Origin of the sequence: Kurthia sp. ISK08, from assembly GCF_046159805.1 — a bacterium.
Lineage (GTDB): Bacteria > Bacillota > Bacilli > Bacillales_A > Planococcaceae > Kurthia > Kurthia gibsonii.
In genome coordinates this window covers 82,210-100,696 of the sequence record NZ_JBJXHL010000008.1, presented here as the reverse complement: position 1 = coordinate 100,696, position 18,487 = coordinate 82,210, and the positions used below count along the sequence as shown (strand labels likewise).

General features: G+C 36.3%; 18 protein-coding genes. 9 read left to right on the top strand and 9 right to left on the bottom strand.

All coding sequences use genetic code 11. The annotated features are described in order from the left end of the window. Together ACKVQX_RS13580 and recX are read right to left on the bottom strand one after the other, a co-directional pair. Nucleotides 1-327, bottom strand: coding sequence for a YfhH family protein (locus tag ACKVQX_RS13580; protein WP_068450931.1), 327 nt, complete (start codon nt 325-327; stop codon nt 1-3). Further along, the gene (gene recX, locus ACKVQX_RS13575; protein ID WP_285215425.1) at nt 327-1,130 is read right to left on the bottom strand and encodes a recombination regulator RecX; all 804 of its coding nucleotides are present in this window, start codon (nt 1,128-1,130) and stop codon (nt 327-329) included. Before recX ends, ACKVQX_RS13580 begins: the two co-directional genes overlap by 1 nt. 126 nt (nt 1,131-1,256) lie before the next feature. Here recX and ACKVQX_RS13570 point away from each other — a divergent pair, with 126 nt between their 5' ends. Both ACKVQX_RS13570 and rlmD read left to right on the top strand, forming a co-directional pair. Beyond that, nucleotides 1,257-2,153 carry a TIGR01777 family oxidoreductase gene (locus ACKVQX_RS13570; RefSeq protein ID WP_409136415.1) on the top strand — a complete coding sequence of 299 codons (897 nt, stop codon included), beginning with the start codon at nt 1,257-1,259 and terminating at the stop codon, nt 2,151-2,153. Nucleotides 2,154-2,195: 42 nt separating this feature from the next. Continuing rightward, nucleotides 2,196-3,572, top strand: a complete 1,377-nt coding sequence (gene rlmD, locus ACKVQX_RS13565) for a 23S rRNA (uracil(1939)-C(5))-methyltransferase RlmD (protein ID WP_409136414.1) — start codon at nt 2,196-2,198, stop codon at nt 3,570-3,572. 140 nt (nt 3,573-3,712) lie between these two features. On the opposite strand, the gene ACKVQX_RS13560 is transcribed toward rlmD, so the two are convergent. Beyond that, the gene (locus tag ACKVQX_RS13560) at nt 3,713-4,024 is read right to left on the bottom strand and encodes a hypothetical protein (RefSeq protein WP_368634471.1); all 312 of its coding nucleotides are present in this window, start codon (nt 4,022-4,024) and stop codon (nt 3,713-3,715) included. A gap of 26 nt (nt 4,025-4,050) precedes the next feature. Next, nucleotides 4,051-4,401: a DUF4440 domain-containing protein gene (locus ACKVQX_RS13555; protein ID WP_068450917.1), complete on the bottom strand. Its 351-nt coding sequence runs from the start codon at nt 4,399-4,401 to the stop codon at nt 4,051-4,053. A gap of 216 nt (nt 4,402-4,617) precedes the next feature. On the opposite strand from ACKVQX_RS13555, the gene ACKVQX_RS13550 reads away from it, so the two are divergent. Beyond that, nucleotides 4,618-6,366, top strand: a complete 1,749-nt coding sequence (locus tag ACKVQX_RS13550) for a methyl-accepting chemotaxis protein (RefSeq protein ID WP_368634472.1) — start codon at nt 4,618-4,620, stop codon at nt 6,364-6,366. A gap of 40 nt (nt 6,367-6,406) precedes the next feature. Here ACKVQX_RS13550 and ACKVQX_RS13545 read toward each other — a convergent pair whose 3' ends face one another. Next, nucleotides 6,407-7,573 (bottom strand): MFS transporter, encoded by a 1,167-nt coding sequence (locus ACKVQX_RS13545; protein ID WP_409136413.1) that lies wholly within the window; start codon nt 7,571-7,573, stop codon nt 6,407-6,409. 185 nt (nt 7,574-7,758) lie between these two features. Here ACKVQX_RS13545 and ACKVQX_RS13540 point away from each other — a divergent pair, with 185 nt between their 5' ends. From ACKVQX_RS13540 to ACKVQX_RS13530, 3 genes are all read left to right on the top strand, one after another. Continuing rightward, entirely contained in the window at nt 7,759-7,959 is a 201-nt protein-coding gene (locus tag ACKVQX_RS13540) for an SE1561 family protein (RefSeq protein WP_068450912.1), read from the top strand. A gap of 187 nt (nt 7,960-8,146) precedes the next feature. Next, nucleotides 8,147-9,679 carry a fumarate hydratase gene (locus ACKVQX_RS13535; protein WP_068450910.1) on the top strand — a complete coding sequence of 511 codons (1,533 nt, stop codon included), beginning with the start codon at nt 8,147-8,149 and terminating at the stop codon, nt 9,677-9,679. A 271-nt stretch (nt 9,680-9,950) separates the two neighbouring features. Beyond that, the gene (locus ACKVQX_RS13530) at nt 9,951-11,849 is read left to right on the top strand and encodes a heavy metal translocating P-type ATPase (protein WP_068450908.1); all 1,899 of its coding nucleotides are present in this window, start codon (nt 9,951-9,953) and stop codon (nt 11,847-11,849) included. 47 nt (nt 11,850-11,896) lie between these two features. Here ACKVQX_RS13530 and ACKVQX_RS13525 read toward each other — a convergent pair whose 3' ends face one another. Beyond that, on the bottom strand, nt 11,897-12,892 hold the full coding sequence (locus ACKVQX_RS13525; RefSeq protein ID WP_231726973.1) for a YihY/virulence factor BrkB family protein: 996 nt from the start codon (nt 12,890-12,892) through the stop codon (nt 11,897-11,899). Nucleotides 12,893-12,915: 23 nt separating this feature from the next. Then, on the bottom strand, nt 12,916-13,266 hold the full coding sequence (locus ACKVQX_RS13520) for a hypothetical protein (protein WP_068450907.1): 351 nt from the start codon (nt 13,264-13,266) through the stop codon (nt 12,916-12,918). Nucleotides 13,267-13,484: 218 nt separating this feature from the next. Between ACKVQX_RS13520 and ACKVQX_RS13515 the strand changes: the two genes are divergently transcribed. Together ACKVQX_RS13515 and ACKVQX_RS13510 are read left to right on the top strand one after the other, a co-directional pair. Next, nucleotides 13,485-14,861 carry a sodium:alanine symporter family protein gene (locus ACKVQX_RS13515; RefSeq protein ID WP_068450902.1) on the top strand — a complete coding sequence of 459 codons (1,377 nt, stop codon included), beginning with the start codon at nt 13,485-13,487 and terminating at the stop codon, nt 14,859-14,861. Nucleotides 14,862-14,937: 76 nt separating this feature from the next. After that, nucleotides 14,938-15,159, top strand: a complete 222-nt coding sequence (locus ACKVQX_RS13510) for a DUF1128 domain-containing protein (protein ID WP_068450900.1) — start codon at nt 14,938-14,940, stop codon at nt 15,157-15,159. Between the two features lie 98 nt (nt 15,160-15,257). On the opposite strand, the gene motB is transcribed toward ACKVQX_RS13510, so the two are convergent. After that, entirely contained in the window at nt 15,258-16,022 is a 765-nt protein-coding gene (motB, locus tag ACKVQX_RS13505; RefSeq protein ID WP_068450897.1) for a flagellar motor protein MotB, read from the bottom strand. Then, complete coding sequence (gene motA / locus ACKVQX_RS13500; RefSeq protein ID WP_068450893.1) at nt 16,006-16,809, bottom strand: flagellar motor stator protein MotA; 804 nt, start codon at nt 16,807-16,809, stop codon at nt 16,006-16,008. The genes motB and motA overlap by 17 nt, the downstream gene beginning before the upstream one ends. A 262-nt stretch (nt 16,810-17,071) precedes the next feature. On the opposite strand from motA, the gene ACKVQX_RS13495 reads away from it, so the two are divergent. Continuing rightward, complete coding sequence (locus ACKVQX_RS13495; protein ID WP_087682238.1) at nt 17,072-18,304, top strand: aminopeptidase; 1,233 nt, start codon at nt 17,072-17,074, stop codon at nt 18,302-18,304. The last annotated feature ends 183 nt before the right edge of the window (nt 18,305-18,487 follow it).

Below are 18,487 nucleotides of genomic sequence, written 5' to 3'. Positions count from 1 at the left end.
TTAAAAAGCCTCCTTCACATCTACTAACATCGAAATAGGAATCGCTTCGATTTGCTGTTCTCCGCCTAAACGATATCCCCATGCATATACTCCTTTTAAATAATCAATTTTAAAGAATACACCTGGGTCTCCTTGAATACGGTAGATTTCTCCGACTTTAAAATCTTCAGGGTTTAATAAAAAAGCTTGTGCTAAAATCGCTTTACGCTCGTATACTGCAAACTCATTTAGAATACCTAATTGTTCTGCACGACGCGCTTTTTCACGTAATGTCGCAATCAACTCGCGTAATTCAGTTGGTGTCATCTCACTATACTTTTTTTCCATTATTCCTGTTCCCTCTTCTCTATATACTGTTCAATCACTTCAGCTGGAAAACCTTTTTGATACAAAGCTTGCTTAACACGCATACGAAGTTCATAGCCTTCATACTTCTGACTATATTTTCTCCAAACTTTCTCTCCTTGTAAATCAATCAGGCTCGTCCATTCATCTTCTTCTGGTTGAATGACAATCGTTTCAAGTACTTGTTGTACGATTGAAAAACTATATCCTTTTCGCACTAAAAATTCCTGCACTTTTTGTTTAATTTGACTTGGTGTTTTGCGTTGCTCTTGTCGTACTTTTTTCTCCGCAAGCTCCATCGCCATACTCAATTGCTCTTCTTCAGAAAAAGCTTCCACAACTTCTTGTTGTAACTTCGGATCGATTCCTTTTTGTTTTAAATCTTGTAAAATCGCTTTTGGTCCTTTTTTAGATGTGCGTTTTTTCGTTTCTGCGAGGGCTGTCGCATACGTTTCATCATTTAAAAAACCAAGTCGTGTTAATTTTTGAATGGCTTCTTGAATAACTGCCTCACCAAACTCTGCTTTCAGCAACTTCTGATGTACTTCATGCTCACTACGCATTTGATACGCTAAAAAAGATAAGGCCCGATTATAAGCTCGTGATACTTCATCATCAAAGGCAATCTCTCCAACCGCCATCTCATCAAGAGACTTCCCCTTCGTTAGACCGTACTGAATGATAATGGCTTCATCCACACTGAACGCATATTTCTCATCTAAATAAATATTATAGCGTTCTTCATTTCTTTTTTGTCGTGTAATTTTCGTAATCACGCGTGCCACATCATCACCTCCACCCTGCCTCTCATTATACATCTTTTCAACGTGACAACCCAGACCTTTTGATTGCATGTCTAAGTCAAATAAAGGGTACAATAAGGGAAACTAGAAAAAGGAATGATGTATTTTATGAAAATCGTTATTGCAGGTGGTAGTGGATTCGTAGGACAAGGGTTAACTGACTTTTACACGCAACAAGGACATGAGGTCATTATTCTAACTCGTAAACAAAGTCATCGTGTTGGGAATGTACAATACTGTCAGTGGTTACAACCAGATGCAAAACCAAATGAATTACTTGAAAATGCAGATGCCTTTATAAATTTAGCAGGTGTTTCATTAAATGAAGGCCGCTGGACAGATGAACGCAAAGAAGCCATCTTTAAAAGTCGTATGCAAGCGACTACTGAAATCATCCGAATCATTGAAGACCTTGAAAATAAACCAAACGTATTAGTCAACGCAAGTGCAGTCGGTATTTATCCAACATCAAAAGCGGCTGTTTATACCGAGTCTTCTACACAAAAATCAACCGACTTTTTAGGACGTACGGTAAAGAAATGGGAAGAAATCGCAAAACGTGCGGAAGCCTATGGTGTACGAACTGTTTTCACACGTTTCGGTGTCATTCTAGGTTCAGGTGGTGGCGCATTAAAATTAATGGCCATGCCATATGATTTCTATATTGGCGGAAAACTCGGCTCAGGTATGCAGTGGGTATCATGGGTACACATTGATGATGTTGTCGGTGCAATTGATTTCGTTATTTCAGACGATACAATTTCAGGCCCAGTTAATGTAACCGCACCATATCCTGTTCGCATGGAACAATTCGGCAAAACAATCGCTGAAATTAAGCGTAAACCGCATTGGTTCCCGACACCAGCCCCTTTACTAAAAGCAGCGCTCGGTGAAAAAAGTAAGATGGTATTGGAAGGTCAAAATGTAAAACCAACTGTTTTATTAGAACATGGTTATACATTCCATTATCCAAAACTGTATGACGCCCTTTCAAATCTGCTATAATGGAGAAATGATTTTTGATTATGGCAAAAGGACGTGGCACGTATGGCACAAGAAACAATAATGGAAGTCGGCAAACGCATTCCATTGAATATAAAAAAATTAGGGATTAATGGCGAAGGAATTGGTTACTATAAGCGAAATATCGTCTTCATCCCTGGCGCGCTTGTTGGCGAAGAAGTTTACGCTGAAATTACGAAAGTGAGCCGAAACTTCTCAGAAGCAAAAGTATTAAAAGTACAAAAAAAATCCAAGCATCGTGTGACACCACCCTGCCCTGTTTATGAAGCATGTGGTGGTTGTCAGTTGCAACACATGACGTACGACAGTCAACTTGTCGCAAAACGTCATGTAGTATTACAAGCACTTCAAAAATATGTACCGAATCAAGCGAAGAAAATTAACGTGAAGTCAACAATTGGCATGGATGACCCATGGCACTACCGTAATAAAAGTCAATTCCAAGTGAGAAAACCAGGGAAACATGTAATGGCTGGACTATTTGCTGAAAATAGTCATAAATTACTCGACTTAAATGATTGCCCTGTTCAACATGAAATGACGACATTTGTAACGAACAAAACGAAAAAAATCATCGAGGAGTTGGATATTCCAGTTTACGATGGTCGCTCAACAAAAGGTATTATTCGTACAATTGTGGTACGTGTCGGCGTTCGCACAGGTGAAGTTCAACTTGTCATTGTTACAACGCGTAAAAACTTCCCGCAAAAAGAAGAACTGATTGAAAAGTTACAACACATTGATGAGCGTGTTGTATCCATTGTTCAAAATATTAATTCTGAAGATACATCGCTTATTTTCGGTGACGTTACACGTGTATTAGCAGGAAAAGAAACGATTCATGAGGAACTAGGTGAATTTGCATTTGATCTATCTGCACGTGCTTTCTTCCAATTGAACCCAACGCAGACGGTTCATCTATACAATCAAATTAAAAAAGCAGCGGCACTCACTGGTTCAGAAAAAGTTGTCGATGCTTACTGTGGTGTTGGAACAATTGGACTTTGGTTAGCGAAAGATGCGAGCGAAATTCGTGGAATGGATGTTATTCCTGAAAGTATCGATAACGCAAAACAAAATGCTGAAAATCATGGCATTCAACACGCCATCTATAAAACAGGCACTGCTGAAGATTGGTTAGCTCGTTGGCAAAAAGAAGGTTTTGTACCAGATGTCTTAACAGTAGACCCACCACGTACAGGACTTGCACCAAGCTTCATTGATGCCGTTCTAAAAATTAAACCAAAACGCTTTGTCTATACATCATGCAACCCATCAACACTCGCAAAAGACTTAGCACAATTAACGAAAATCTATCACATTGAATACATTCAACCTGTAGATATGTTCCCGCAAACAGCCCACGTTGAAAGCGTGACATTATTGACATTGAGAAAATAAAACTAAAAAGAAGATGGGACATACGTATAAAACACCATCTAATATGTGCATAAGAAAAAACGGAATCACGCTACCATGTGGTTCCGTTTTTTCGTTGCGAACTCTAAATAAGGAAAATGAAATGTTCATCTTCTTTTTATTTATACATATGAAAATGAGATATTATATTGATGACCTATATCCTTTTTGATTTCTTCTGTTAATTCTAATCCAACTTGATTATATTCTCGCTTGTTAAGTTCATATTCAAATGACGATTGATGGAAATTCCCTCCTAATACGGCTTCATATTTTTCTACCCATAACATTAACTTCTCTTTTATTAGTTCTCTTAGTGGAAACTCATCAATATCTAAATTATAACCACAAATACTGCACCATAGTGGATCTGTATAAAAATCTGCTTCTACTTTTATATGTGTTAATCTTTCGCAACTACAAAATTCATTCATATAATCTGCCTTCTTCCTCTATTATATTAAAATGATATTGTCGGTGTTCCTTGATGAAAATATAAGCGCCATTTTTCATGTTCATACTTCCAGATTGAACTGCGATTAGATCGACTTCCATTGTCAATCACCTCGGTTTGATATGTAATGTGAACAATCGTCGGTGCGAGTTGCTGAACAGAAAAATTTTTAATAATAAATGGACATGCCGCCGATCCTTTTGTATCTACGGAATCTAATTGCATCTCTTTATTATAAATACGTCCAGATGTTCCAAATTCAACAAAGTCATTTGATAATAACTCTTTAAAATCATCTGATCGCCCATACATTAATGTTTTTTCAAGGTGTAAAAAATAAGCTACTCTATCTCCCATCACTTTCATCTCCCTGCCTATACTTTCATCTTATTTTATATTAAAAACGTCAATTTTTTTACAAAAAAAGTCTAATAAATCATCACTTTCTCTCTTTCTAAAAGAAAATGCTATTTAAAAACAAAATTTCTTATACCTTCTTTTTCCAAATATGTTGATTTATTTTTTAAGTGAATACATAATAGATATATTGACACATCTTATTAGGAGGTAACTGTGAAGAAAATACTAAATTCAATTTATTGGAAAATTATGCTGAATTCTTTACTCCTTATGCTGATTCCTTGTTTAATCATCGGAATCGTAAGTTTCATCAACGCAAAAAATAGTATGAATGAATTAGGCGAAACGATTGTAAAAAACAGTGTGACCTCGACATTGCAATTGATCGATGGATACAACCAAAAAGTCGAATCAGGTGAGTTATCACTTGAAGAAGCACAGGAAAAAGTGAAAGAAGTAACGATTGGACAAAAGAATGATAAAGGCCTTCGTCCGATTACGAATAAAACAGATTTAGGTGAGAGTGGTTACATCTTCTTCTTAGAAAAAGACGGTATGATGATTGGTCACCCTAATATTGAAGATAAACAGTCATGGGATTTACAAGATAGTAGCGGACAATATTTCATTCGTAATATTATTAAAACGGCTGAAAAAGGTGGCGGTTTTACATCGTATCCATTCCACCTGCCAGATAATATGGATAAAACGGCTGATAAAATTACATACTCAAAAGTCGATCCGAATTGGGGATGGATTGTTGCAGCCAGTTCATACAAAAAAGACTTTAATGCACCTGCGAATCAGTTATTATTAATGATGTCTATTGCTCTTGTCATTTCATTAATTATTGGTTTCTTCTTAACATTACGTTTAGCTCGTACATTCGCTCGTCCTATTCAGAAACTAACAGCTAAATTAAAAGAAATCGCGAGTGGCAATTTATCAATTCCTTTAGATGAAGTAAAACGTGAAGATGAAATCGGTCAATTGAATAATCACTTTAATAGTATGGTAGTTAGTTTAAAACAGCTGATCCAAGATGTTGATACATCCATCGTAGAAATTCGTGATACATCAACGAGTTTAACAGCTATTTCTGAAGAAGCAGCTGCTTCAACAGATGAAATCTCAAATAGTGTTCAAACAATGTCTGAAGGTTCGCATAAACAATTAGCTGACAGCCGATCAACAAAACAAGCGACAGATCATTTAACAGAAGAGATTACAGAACTTCATGAAAAGAACCAGCATATGTTACAAACATCGAATACGATGGAAAAAGCAAATGCGAATGGTTTAACACAACTTTCGATTCTTCAAGAAAAATCGAATGAATCAGCAAAACTGGTACAACATGTGCAAGATGTATTCCACAACCTATCTTCTAAAATGAAAGAAATCGAAAATATTATCACATCGATTAATATGATTTCTGAACAGACGAATTTATTAGCGCTGAATGCTTCAATCGAAGCAGCACGTGCTGGTGAACATGGTAAGGGATTTGCAGTTGTAGCAGAAGAAGTGCGTAAACTAGCTGAGCAAACTGCTTCTTCGACAAAGAGTGTACAAAATACGTTAAAAGGCATTGAAACAGAAACGATGAATGCAAATACTGAAATTAATCGCACAGCTGCAATTGTTCAACAACAAAACGATGCGGTAACACATACAGGTACATCTTTCGAAGAAATTCAAAAAACAGTCGCTTCAATTCAAACAGCCATTACAGAAGTGAACCAAAGTGTGCAACAACTCATGACACAAAAAGACGTCATTGTAACTTCTGTTGACCATAGCGCGCAAATTAGCCAGCATAATGCTGCTGCTACTTCAGAAGTATTTGAGTCGATTGAAGAACAACAAAAAGTTGTTCAAATTGTGGCTGAGTCTGCAACTGATTTATCGGATCAGATTGGCTTATTAAAACAAGCGATTAATCAATTTAAAATTGATTAGCATACAAAAAAGAGGTGGGGAATTTTCCCTACCTCTTTCTTTATACTGCCTTTTTATTTTCTTTACCGAAAATTAATGCGATGAAGAATACGGATAATACAAGTCCTGCAATTAATAAGAGGAAGCTTGCATTCACATATTGTACATACGCACCACCTAAGAATGGTCCTGCTAAACTACCAACACTGAAGAAAATACTACATAGTAAGTTCCCTGTTGGTAATAGCTCTTTCGGTGTTAAATCAGTCATATACGAGATACCGAGAGAGAATACAGAACCACAGAACATACCAGCTAATAAGAAACTAATTAAAATAATCCACTCAGATGATTCGAAAAAGCTACCAAATAAAAACATTAAACCGCCACCACCAAGTGCAATGAGCGATACTTTTCGTCTACCAATGCGATCACCAAGTGTTCCAAGTGGTACTTGTGTTAGAATACCCCCTACTGAAAAAGCAGATAGTGTAAAGGCAAGCATCGATAAATCAAAGTGATTTCTTACTGCATAGACTGGGAAGATGGCATTTAATGAAGATTCTAAAAAGCCATATACAAGCGGTGGTAAAAATGCGACCCACGCGTATTTCATCGCACGTTTATAGCGCACGAATGTGTTTCCATGTTGATTCACTTGAATCGGTTCTGGTTTTTCATTTTTCAAGAAGAAAATTAGTGACCAAGCTGCTAAACATAGTAATGAAGAAACAATGAATGGCAATGCTTCATTAATTTCGACTAATGGAACGAATTGAGGACCAACAGCGAAACCAAGACCGAATGATAAACCGTAAATTGCGACATTCTTCCCTAACTTTTCAACTGGTGCTGTCGTTGTAATCCATGTTTGCGTTGCATAATGAAGTGCATGATCTCCAATCCCGATAACTAATCGTAGAATGAACCAAAATAATACACTCTTCCATAATGGAAATAAAAATAATGAAGCAAATACGAGTGCCCCACCTGTAACGATGACAGGCTTGTAGCCAAAACGACGTAAAGGTTGTTCAACGAATGGTGCAATGAGCAATGTTCCTATATATAAACCTGTGGCATTTAAACCATTGAGTGAGGAAGCAACACCGTCTTTTTCAAAAATGATTGAAATAAGCGGCAATAACATTCCTTGAGAAAAACCCGAAATCGACACGATGATGACTAATATCCAAAAACGTTTTTTTGCAATATCGTTATTTTTCACCAAGTTTCTTCCTTTCTACAGATAAATTTGCTTATAAATTGAAAGCCGAAACATATCGTATCATATTTTAGTCCTAGTAAATATACATTCATGTATAAACGGAAAATTCGGATAATAATGAGCTCTGTTTGGATTTGCTAAAATGTTATAAATCCGTTATTCTAGCAATGAAACGAGGTGTACTGATGGGTAAATCAATTACAAATAAAGATCAGCAAGTAAGCTATTTAAAAGAACGTCTGCAAATTTTCATGGAAGTACTGGACGCAATCGACCCTGAAACGACTGAGTTAGAAGATATCGATCGTTTAATTGCCATGGTAGATGATATCGAAGTAAAAATGGATACATTTAAAAACCGCACGGATTCAGAAGAAAAAGAATAGATAAACGAAACGAGGACAATCGATTACAGTCGAATTGTTCTTTTTTTGTTCACACTTTTCCTGTCTATGTTGCATACAATTTTCTGAAAAAATCACTGCATTTCTATATATTCTCTTTTTCTCCCATCTCAGACACGTTATAATATAAAATGATTCACATAAAACCTTTTGAGGGGGACTTTTTATTATGAATTTACAAAACCTTGAGAATAGCATTTATAAGTTAGTAACAGAAACATCTACTAACTTACCAAAAGACGTTCGTCGTGCTATTAAAAAAGCGAAAGAAGCTGAAAATGCTGGAACTCGTGCTGCAATGAGTTTAGACACAATAGCAAACAATATTTTCATGGCAGATGATAATGTATCACCAATTTGCCAAGATACAGGTCTACCAACATTTAAAATTAAAACACCTGTTGGCGTAAACCAAATCGAAATTAAAGAAATGATTAAAAAAGCAATTGCACAAACAACTGCTGACGCAAAACTACGTCCAAACGCTGTTGATTCATTAACAGGCGCAAATAGCGGTGACAACCTTGGCGAAGGTGTTCCAGTTATCAAGTTTGAACAGTGGGAAAAAGATTACATCGAAATGAAGTTAATCTTAAAAGGCGGCGGCTGTGAGAATAAAAATATTCAATATAGCTTACCAACTGAATTAGAAGGTTTAGGTCGTGCTGGTCGTGACTTAGACGGTATCCGTAAATGTATCTTACACTCAGTTTACCAAGCACAAGGTCAAGGCTGTTCAGCAGGCTTCATCGGTGTTGGAATCGGTGGCGATCGTTCATCTGGATACGATTTAGCAAAAGAACAATTATTCCGTCACGTAGATGATGTGAATCCAAATGAAGACCTTGCGAAATTAGAAGAATATGTTGTTAAAACAGCGAACACATTCGGTATCGGTACAATGGGCTTCGGCGGTGAAGCAACATTACTTGGTTGTAAAATCGGCGTTATGCACCGTATCCCTGCTTCATTCTTCGTATCAGTAGCGTACAACTGTTGGGCATACCGTCGTATGGCTGTTAACATCAACGCTGAAACTGGCGAAATTATGGAATGGCACTACCAAGACGGCGAAAAAATCAGCTTTGAAGAAGAAGCAAAAGCTGAAACAAAACAACAAGGTGAAGTTGTAAAATTAACTGCACCAATTACAGAAGAAAAAATCCGTTCATTAAAAGTTGGAGATGTTGTTCAAATTTCTGGTCGTATGTACACAGGACGCGACGCAATCCACCACCACTTAATGAGCCACGATGCACCAGTTGATTTAGATGGTCAAATCATCTATCACTGTGGTCCTGTAATGGCTAAAGATGAAGATGGTAACTGGACTGTAAAAGCAGCTGGACCAACAACTTCTATTCGTGAAGAACCATACCAAGGCGACATCATGAAAAAATTCGGTATTCGCGCAGTAATGGGTAAAGGCGGCATGGGTCCAAAAACACTTGCAGCATTAAAAGAACATGGCGGCGTATACTTAAATGCAATCGGCGGTGCTGCTCAGTACTATGCTGACTGTATTAAATCAGTAGATGGTGTTGATTTACTTGAATTCGGTATTCCTGAAGCAATGTGGCACTTAGGTGTTGAAGACTTCACAGCGGTAGTTACAATGGATTCTCACGGTAACTCATTACATGCAGATGTTCAAAAATCATCACTTGAAAAATTAGCAGATCACGCTGAACGCGTATTCTAATAAACAAATCGAAGTCGTAACGATTCATTTCGTTACGGCTTTTTTTATATTATTATCTAATCATTAATGATAATCATTCTAATTTAAACCCTCTATCTAATTGATAACCAATGTCATTTTCTCATTTAGTTGACTTTTAACCTCTCTTTATTTATAATAATTATAAATTAATAAAAAGAAATAAGTCGAACTAAAATCATTGATATTTAAGCTTTTAAGTGATTTTATATCCATTTCGATAATGATATCCATTCTCAAGGAGGTAAGAAGAATGACAAAAACAAATGAATCGTTAATTGAGAAAATGAAAATACACCATGAAATGATTGCAGCCCTATTATCAGGTGTACTTATTTTAGTGGCATGGATTCTAAGCAAAAATATTGGCGAGACTACATTAGTAGTTGTTTTATACTTAGCTGCATTCATTATTGGTGGCTTTGCAAAAGCAAAAGAAGGTATTGAGGAGACAATTAAAGAAAAAACCTTAAACGTTGAATTATTGATGATTTTAGCTGCAATTGGCTCAGCAATTATCGGTTATTGGACAGAGGGTGCCATCTTAATCTTCATCTTCGCAGTAAGTGGTGCAATGGAAACTTATGCGATGAACAAAAGCCATAAAGAGATTTCAGCACTAATGGACTTACAACCTGAAGTCGCAAACTTACTATTAGAAGATGGTACAACAAAGCGTGTACAAGTTTCTGAATTACAAGTTGGGGATCGTCTATTCATTAAACCAGGCGAACGTGTGCCAACAGATGGTGTAGTCGTTGAAGGGATTTCAACAATTGATGAATCAGCGATTACAGGTGAATCAATTCCTGTAACAAAACAAATTCAAAACGAAGTATTCTCTGGTACAGTCAACTTAACAAGTACATTAATTGTCGAAATGACAAAACCAAATACAGATTCACTTTTCTCAAAGATTATTGAATTAGTACAATCAGCTCAAAGTGAAAAATCACCTTCTGAACAATTCATCGAACGTTTTGAAGGAACGTATGTCAAAATTGTTTTAGCCGTTGTAGGTCTTATGCTCTTCCTTCCCCACTATTTATTAGATTGGGACTGGAACACAACATTTTATCGCGCGATGGTATTACTAGTTGTTGCTTCTCCATGTGCGCTTGTTGCAGCGATTACACCTGCAACACTATCAGCAATTTCAAGTGGCGCTCGTAGTGGTGTTTTATTCAAAGGTGGTCTACACATCGAACATTTAAGTGCATTGCGTGCTATTGCTTTTGATAAAACAGGAACATTAACACAAGGTAAACCAGTAGTAACAGATTTCGTCACTGCAGATGGATTAGATGAAAAAGAATTGCTTGCGATGTTAGCAGGGATTGAATCACAATCTAATCACCCACTTGCAATCGCAATTACAACGTATGCAGAAGAACAAAATGTATCTACTTTCCGCAAAGCGCAAATTGAAGACATGCCTGGTTGGGGATTAAAAGGAACAATTGATGGCACAGTGTATCAAGTTGGTAAACCTGAATTCGTCGGTTTTGAACGTGTTCATGCATTTAAAAACAATCTAGCAGATCAATTAACAAACGAAGGTAAAACAGTCATCTTCATGGCAAATGATGAAGGGATTGTAGCATTAGTTGCCCTAAAAGATACTGTACGTGAACAGTCAAAACTTGCGATTCAACAGTTGAATGAAATGGGTATTCACACAGTTATGCTAACAGGTGATAACCATAATACAGCTAACGTCATTGCAAAAGAAGCTGGCGTTGAACAAGCGATTGCGGAATGTCTACCGGATACAAAAGTAAAACATGTAAAAGAATTAATGGAAGAATATAAATTCGTTGGTATGGTTGGTGATGGCATTAACGATGCGCCTGCTCTTGCAACAGCAACAACAGGAATTGCGATGGGTGAAGGAACAGATGTAGCACTTGAAACAGCAGATGTCGTACTGATGAAAAATGATTTATCAAAAATTCCTCATGCCATTAAACTAGCACGTAAAATGCAACGAATCGTGAAACAAAATATTATCTTTTCTATTTCTATTATTATGTTATTAGTTATCTCTAACTTCTTGCAAATTGTTAACTTACCACTCGGTGTTATCGGACATGAAGGTAGTACGATTCTAGTTATTCTAAATGGTTTGCGTATGTTACGCACAAAAATTTAATAAAAAAAAAGAGCAACCTCTTTATTTTAGAGGTTGCTCTTTTTCCGTTAAATTGAAGATACTTTTGTTGAAATTTTACCTTTTTCTTCTTGCTTAGATACTTGATCCATTCTTCGCATCTTCTGTTCAGTTCTTCTTTGTGTCGCTACATTTAACTGTCCACCAATCACTAATACAATACCAATAATATAAAGCCATAACATTAAAATAATAATTCCTCCAATACTGCCGTATGTTTTGGAATAATTGGCAAAATTACTGATATAGAATGAAAAACCATATGACACAGCAATCCAAGCAGCAGTGGCAAAAATAGCTCCTGGAATGACACTTTTTAAATATAACGGCATATTCGGTGCCACCCAATAAACAATTATTAATACACTTGCTATTAAAATAGGTGGTAAAATAATTCGGACGTATTGCCAAATTATTAAAAAGTTATCTCCTAATCCAATTTCATTAAACAAAGTTTTTCCAATAGTTTGCCCAAATACAGGTAAGACTAAAGCTACAATAATTAACACAATAAACATCAAGGTTAAAATAAGTGACATTCCTCTAGCAATTAAAAAAGGTCTTGTTTCTTCAATTCCATAAGAGCGATTTAAACTCTTGATAAGTGCATTTACTCCATTGGATGCAGACCATAAAGTCGCAATAATACCAATGGATAATAAACTTCCACTACGCGTATCCAAAACTTCTCTCAATGTGGAACTAATCAGATTATAGGTTTCAGACGGTAACGCTGTTTCTAAAAATACAAAAACTTGTTCTGGACGCAAATTTAAAAATGGAACAAGCGTTAAAATAAAAATAAGTAATGGAAATAATGATAGAAGGAAGAAATAGGCCAGTTGTGCTCCTGAACTTGATACATCTGCTTTTTTTATACCTTCTATTACGCCTTTTATATATCCTTTACGCGTTGTGTAATCGAGTTCATCTACTTCTGTGTCACGTTGTCTCTTTTTCACTTGCATCATTTTTAAACGCTCGAACATTTCAGATGAATGTTTAACTTTTGCCTTCCTCGCCATATAAACCTCCCCCTTCTTAAAGTTTATAGGTGAATGACATCTTCAGCTTTTTTCACATCGTCCACACCTTGATTCGTTACCTCTTTCGCAATTTTTACTTCTTCCGTCAATTTAGGTGTTTCTCTAAATTCAGCAATTTTTTCCAAATAGTAATCTTTATTCTCCATTACCATTTCTACAATGCCCTGCACTTTGCTAAATTTCTCTGTTGCTTTTTGTTTTAGCTCATCACGATTGTAATAGTAATATTGTGCATCTGTTTTTAAGTTCGTTACTTTTTGTACTGCTTTTTCTCGTGTTTCGCGATTCATTAAGCTTACTGCTGCTCCAATTGCTGCTCCCGCTAAAATACCATACACTAATTTTTTTCCCATATTTATCTCCTCCGGTTTTTTATGTATTTCCTAATCCCAATTATAGTACCCTTCTCCTTTGTGAGTAAACCGTTATGCTAGCATACATTCTATTATAACAAATAGTTATAATGTAAATTCATTTTAGGTATTGACAATTTAACAGAATTTTATGAAAATAGTTATATGCTTTAATTTTTCCATTTTAAAGAAAAATTACATTTTTAGGGGGTAATTCAATGGGGGCTTTGGGAGATAAGTTAAATGCATTTTTAGGCGAGGTTTCAGGCGTGTTATGGGGGATACCGCTAATCGTCTTAATTTTAGGGACAGGGATCTACTTAACAATTCGTATTGGTTTTTTACAAATTCGTTTGTTACCAACTGCTTTAAAATTAGTATTTTCAAAAAACCATGACAAATCGGCTGAAGGGGATATTTCACAATTCCAAGCACTGACGACAGCTTTAGCTGCGACAGTTGGAACAGGTAATATTGTCGGGGTAGCCACTGCTGTTATTCTAGGGGGACCAGGAGCAATTTTCTGGATGTGGGTAGCTGCAATATTAGGTATGGCAACAAAATACGGTGAGGCACTATTAGCCGTAAAATATCGTGTGAAAGATGAAAAAGGACAAATGGCTGGCGGACCGATGTACTATTTAGAGCGTGGTCTAAAGCAAAAATGGCTAGCTGTTCTATTCGCTTTCTTCGGTGTTATCGCATCATTTGGTATCGGTAATGGTACACAATCGAACTCAGTTGCTGGTGTTGTAAGTAACACGTTCAACGTTGCGCCTTGGATTACAGGTATTGTATTAACCATTGTTGTAGGGTTAGTTATTTTAGGTGGTATTTCATCAATCGGTAGCGTAACAGCTGTATTTGTACCGGTTATGGCAATTTTCTATTTACTTGCTGGTTTAATTGTAATCTTTACGAACATTACAGATGTACCCGCTGCTTTTGGTATTATTTTTAAAGATGCATTTTCATTCTCTGCTGCTGGTGGTGGTGCTGTCGGTGCTGCGATTCGTTACGGGGTTGCACGTGGGATTTTCTCAAACGAAGCTGGTCTTGGTTCTGCACCAATCGCTGCTGCTGCTGCAAAAACAGACTTACCAGGTCGTCAAGCTTTAATCTCGATGACACAAGTATTCTTAGATACCATCTTAATCTGTTCAATTACAGGTTTAACAATCGTTATGTCAGGTGTTTATACAAATAAAGATATGGCAGCGAACGAATTAACAACTGCTGCATTTGATACATTCCTAGGCGCATGGGGTCCATATGTTGTAGCAATCGGTCTTGTATTCTTTGCTTCTTCAACAATTATGGGTTGGGCTTACTATGGTGAGAAGTGTCTACAATATCTTGTAAAGACACCAATCGCTGGGACAATATATCGTATCATCTTCGTATTATTTGTTTATGTAGGTGCAACATCATCTCTTGATCTTGTATGGACATTCTCGGATGTAGCGAACGGCTTAATGGCAATTCCTAACTTAATCGGTCTTGTCGGTTTATCAGGTGTTATTGTAGCTGAAACACGTATTATTCAAAAAACATTAAAAGAAGAAAAATTAGCATTACGTGCTAGTAAATCTTAAATCAAATTGTCATTGACAATTGTCTGTATGAATGGAATTATAAAAGGTAACCAACTTTGAAAGGTAGGGGTTCCTTTTGGATTTAACAACACCATCTACAGAAAATATTCACTTCATGATTGAAGCGATTAAAGAAAAATTACGCATGGTCAATGCAGATGCCATGAAGCCTGAAAACTTCGACACAGAGAGTTACGAAGATCTTGTGTACTTATATGAATTAGTACATAAGCGTGATGCTTTTAGTCCAAGTGAAATGCAAGCAATCGTAGCAGAACTTGGTTCACTGCGTAAATAAGCAAAAGAAGTGCTTTGGGATTTTCCCATTGTACTTCTTTTTTTATGTACTATATCTAACCAATAAAAAGAGGCTGGATTTTACTCCACCCTCTTTTTCTATTTACTATTTGTTTGTTCATATGATGAACCATCTTCTTTTACTAAAGGCTGCACAAGAACCTCTACACGACGGTTTTTAGCTTTTCCCTCTGCTGTATCATTCGATGCGACAGGATTGTTCTCACCATATCCTTTGGCGCTGAAATAAGCAGGATCTAGTTCTTTATTCGAATTTACAAGTAAGGTTAAAAAGTTTACTGCACGAATTGCACTCAACTCCCAGTTTGAAGAAAACTGACTACCCGTAGTTGGTACTGTATCTGTATAACCTGACACGACAACCGAACGTTTTGGTTTTAAATTAAGTACTTTCGCCAAATCTTTTGCAATATATTCATACTTAGATGAGATGACCGCCTGACCTGGATCAAATAGAACACTTGCTTTAATCGTAATGAGTAGACCATCTTCTGTCATCTTTGTATCGAATTTTCCTTCTAATTCTTTACTTGCGATATATTGTTCCACATCTGTTTCAATTTCTTTTAACTGACGTTGGTCTTCTTGATACGCACTTAATGTTTCACTATTTGGCGTATCTGTTTCGACAGGTGATGGATTATCCATAACGCCTGAACCACCATCAAATACTGTACTAAATACAGCGGATAATTGTGATAACTTCTTCACATCAACAGATGAAGATGCAAACAATACAATAAAGAGTGCTAGTAATAGCGTTAAAATATCTGCATATGGAATTAGCCAAGACTCTGGAATATGTTCCTCATGTTTTTTATGTTTTTTAGCTTTCTTTGCCAAGGCCATCCGCCCCGCTTTCGCCAATTATTTTAGCACGTTCACTTTTCGGTAAGTATGATGCCAATTTTTGTTCGATTACGCGAGGAGCCTCCCCTTCTAATACTGAAAGGATACCTTCTATAATCATCATCTTCTGTTTTACTTCAACAGCTGACTTTCGCTTTAATTTATTTGCGAATGGATGCCATAATACATAACCTGTAAAAATACCGAGTAATGTTGCAACGAAGGCAGCTGAAATCGCTAAACCCAATTTTTCAACATCATCTAATTCTTTTAATGCTGCAATCAGACCAATTACAGCCCCTAATACACCTAGTGTCGGCGCATAAGTACCTGCTTGTGTGAAGATTTGCGCTCCTGCACTATGACGTTCTTCCATTGATTCTACTTCTTCTGTTAACACATCGCGTATGTAATCTGCATTTTGACCATCAATTGCTAATGTTAAACCATTTTTAAGGAATGAATCGTCTACTTCATCCACTTTACTCTCTAAGGCAAGCAAACCTTCTCGACGAGCTAAATCTGCCCAACTTGAGAATAATTGAATAATTTCTAAATCACTTACTAATTTTTTATCCTTAAATAAAACACCAAATAATTTTGGTATGCGCTTTAGCTCACTCATTGGGAAGGCAATTACAACAGTAGCAATCGTTCCTAAAATGATAATAAAGAGCGCCGCTGGATTAAGTAAGGCATCCGGTGTTACACCCTTAAAGAACATCCCTACAATAAGAGAGACAAGTCCAAGTATAATCCCTATAACTGATGATATATCCATTTCAGAACCTCCAAAGTCGTCATTCTTCTTTATATTTCGGTGTAAATTCTTAAATCTTAATAAACATCTACTACATTCATTGGATATTTCATGAAAATTTCTATGTACAAACGTTCACTGCCAAATTACATATAATAGAGTGTTTAGTACCAGTTGTTATTATTCTTTTGATTTTATATGTTTAACTTGATTCGTTACCCGAAATAGTTGAAAATAGAATAGAAGTTTCTATTAATTCTATATTAACAAAGGATGGGTTTAAATGTTACGTTTTCAAGAAAAATTAGAAAATTATGCAGAACTTTTAATTCGTGTTGGATCAAATCTTCAACCAGATCAATATCTATTTATTGATGTGACAGTTGAGAATACAGAGCTTGCTCAAGCATTAGCTAAAAAAGCATATGAAGCAGGCGCAAAACAAGTATTTGTACATTATGATGATGATGTTATTAGTCGTTTACATTTTGAACATGCACCACTTGAAGAATTCAATCACTTCCCTATTTGGCAAACAGTTGAAAAAGAATGGCTAGCTGAACATGGGGCTGCTTTTATTAAAGTAAAATCATCTAGTCCTGACTTATTAAAAGGTATTATGCCAGAAAAAATTGCGGCATTCCAAAAAGCTGCAGGTCAAGGATTAGAAAAATATCGTCAAGCTTCACAAGCAAACAAAATTAGTTGGACTGTCGCTGCAGCACCTTCAAAAGACTGGGCTGCTATGATGTTTGCCGACTTACCAACTGAAGAACAAGTTCCTGCTCTATGGGAAGCTATTTTTAAAGCGACACGCGCTGACTTAGAACAACCTGTTGAAGCTTGGCAAGCACATGATGAACAGCTTAGTACGAAGGTAGATGAATTGAATCGTTATCACTTCCACAAGCTTCACTACACAGCACCTGGTACTGATTTAACAATCGAATTACCTGAACACCATATTTGGAGCGGTGGCGGTAGTAAGAATGAAGCTGGTTTTGATTTTATGGCGAATATCCCAACTGAAGAAGTTTTCACAGCGCCTTTTAAAGACGGTGTAGATGGCTATGTAAGCAGTACGAAACCATTAAGCTACGGTGGAACAATTATTGACAACTTTAAAATTACTTTTGAAAATGGTCGTATTGTAGATATATCAGCTGAACAAGGTGAGCAAGTATTAGAGGATTTAGTTGCAACAGATGAAGGATCTCACTTCTTAGGTGAAGTAGCACTTGTACCACATGATTCACCTATTTCAAACTCTGGTCTCCTTTACTACAACACACTATTCGATGAGAATGCTTCAAACCATTTAGCGATTGGTAGTGCCTATGCTTTTTGTGTAGAAAACGGAACAGAAATGTCACAAGAAGAACTCGCAAAAGCAGGATTAAATCGCAGTATGACACATGTCGACTTTATGATTGGTTCTGGTGATATGCAGATTGATGGTATTACAAAAGATGGTGAACGTATTCCTGTATTCCGTAACGGAAATTGGGCATTTTAATCTCTAGTGGAAACATTTAAAAGAACGTTTCGTCTTTAAGACGAGGCGTTTTTTTATATGACATCATAAAAAAGCAATTTTTTATTAAAATGTAGGATAAATATTTTTTCTTCTTCTAACACATTTAGCGCATTTTAAAAGATTAAATAGTAGACTTTTATCCTAATAAAAGCCTTTACATAT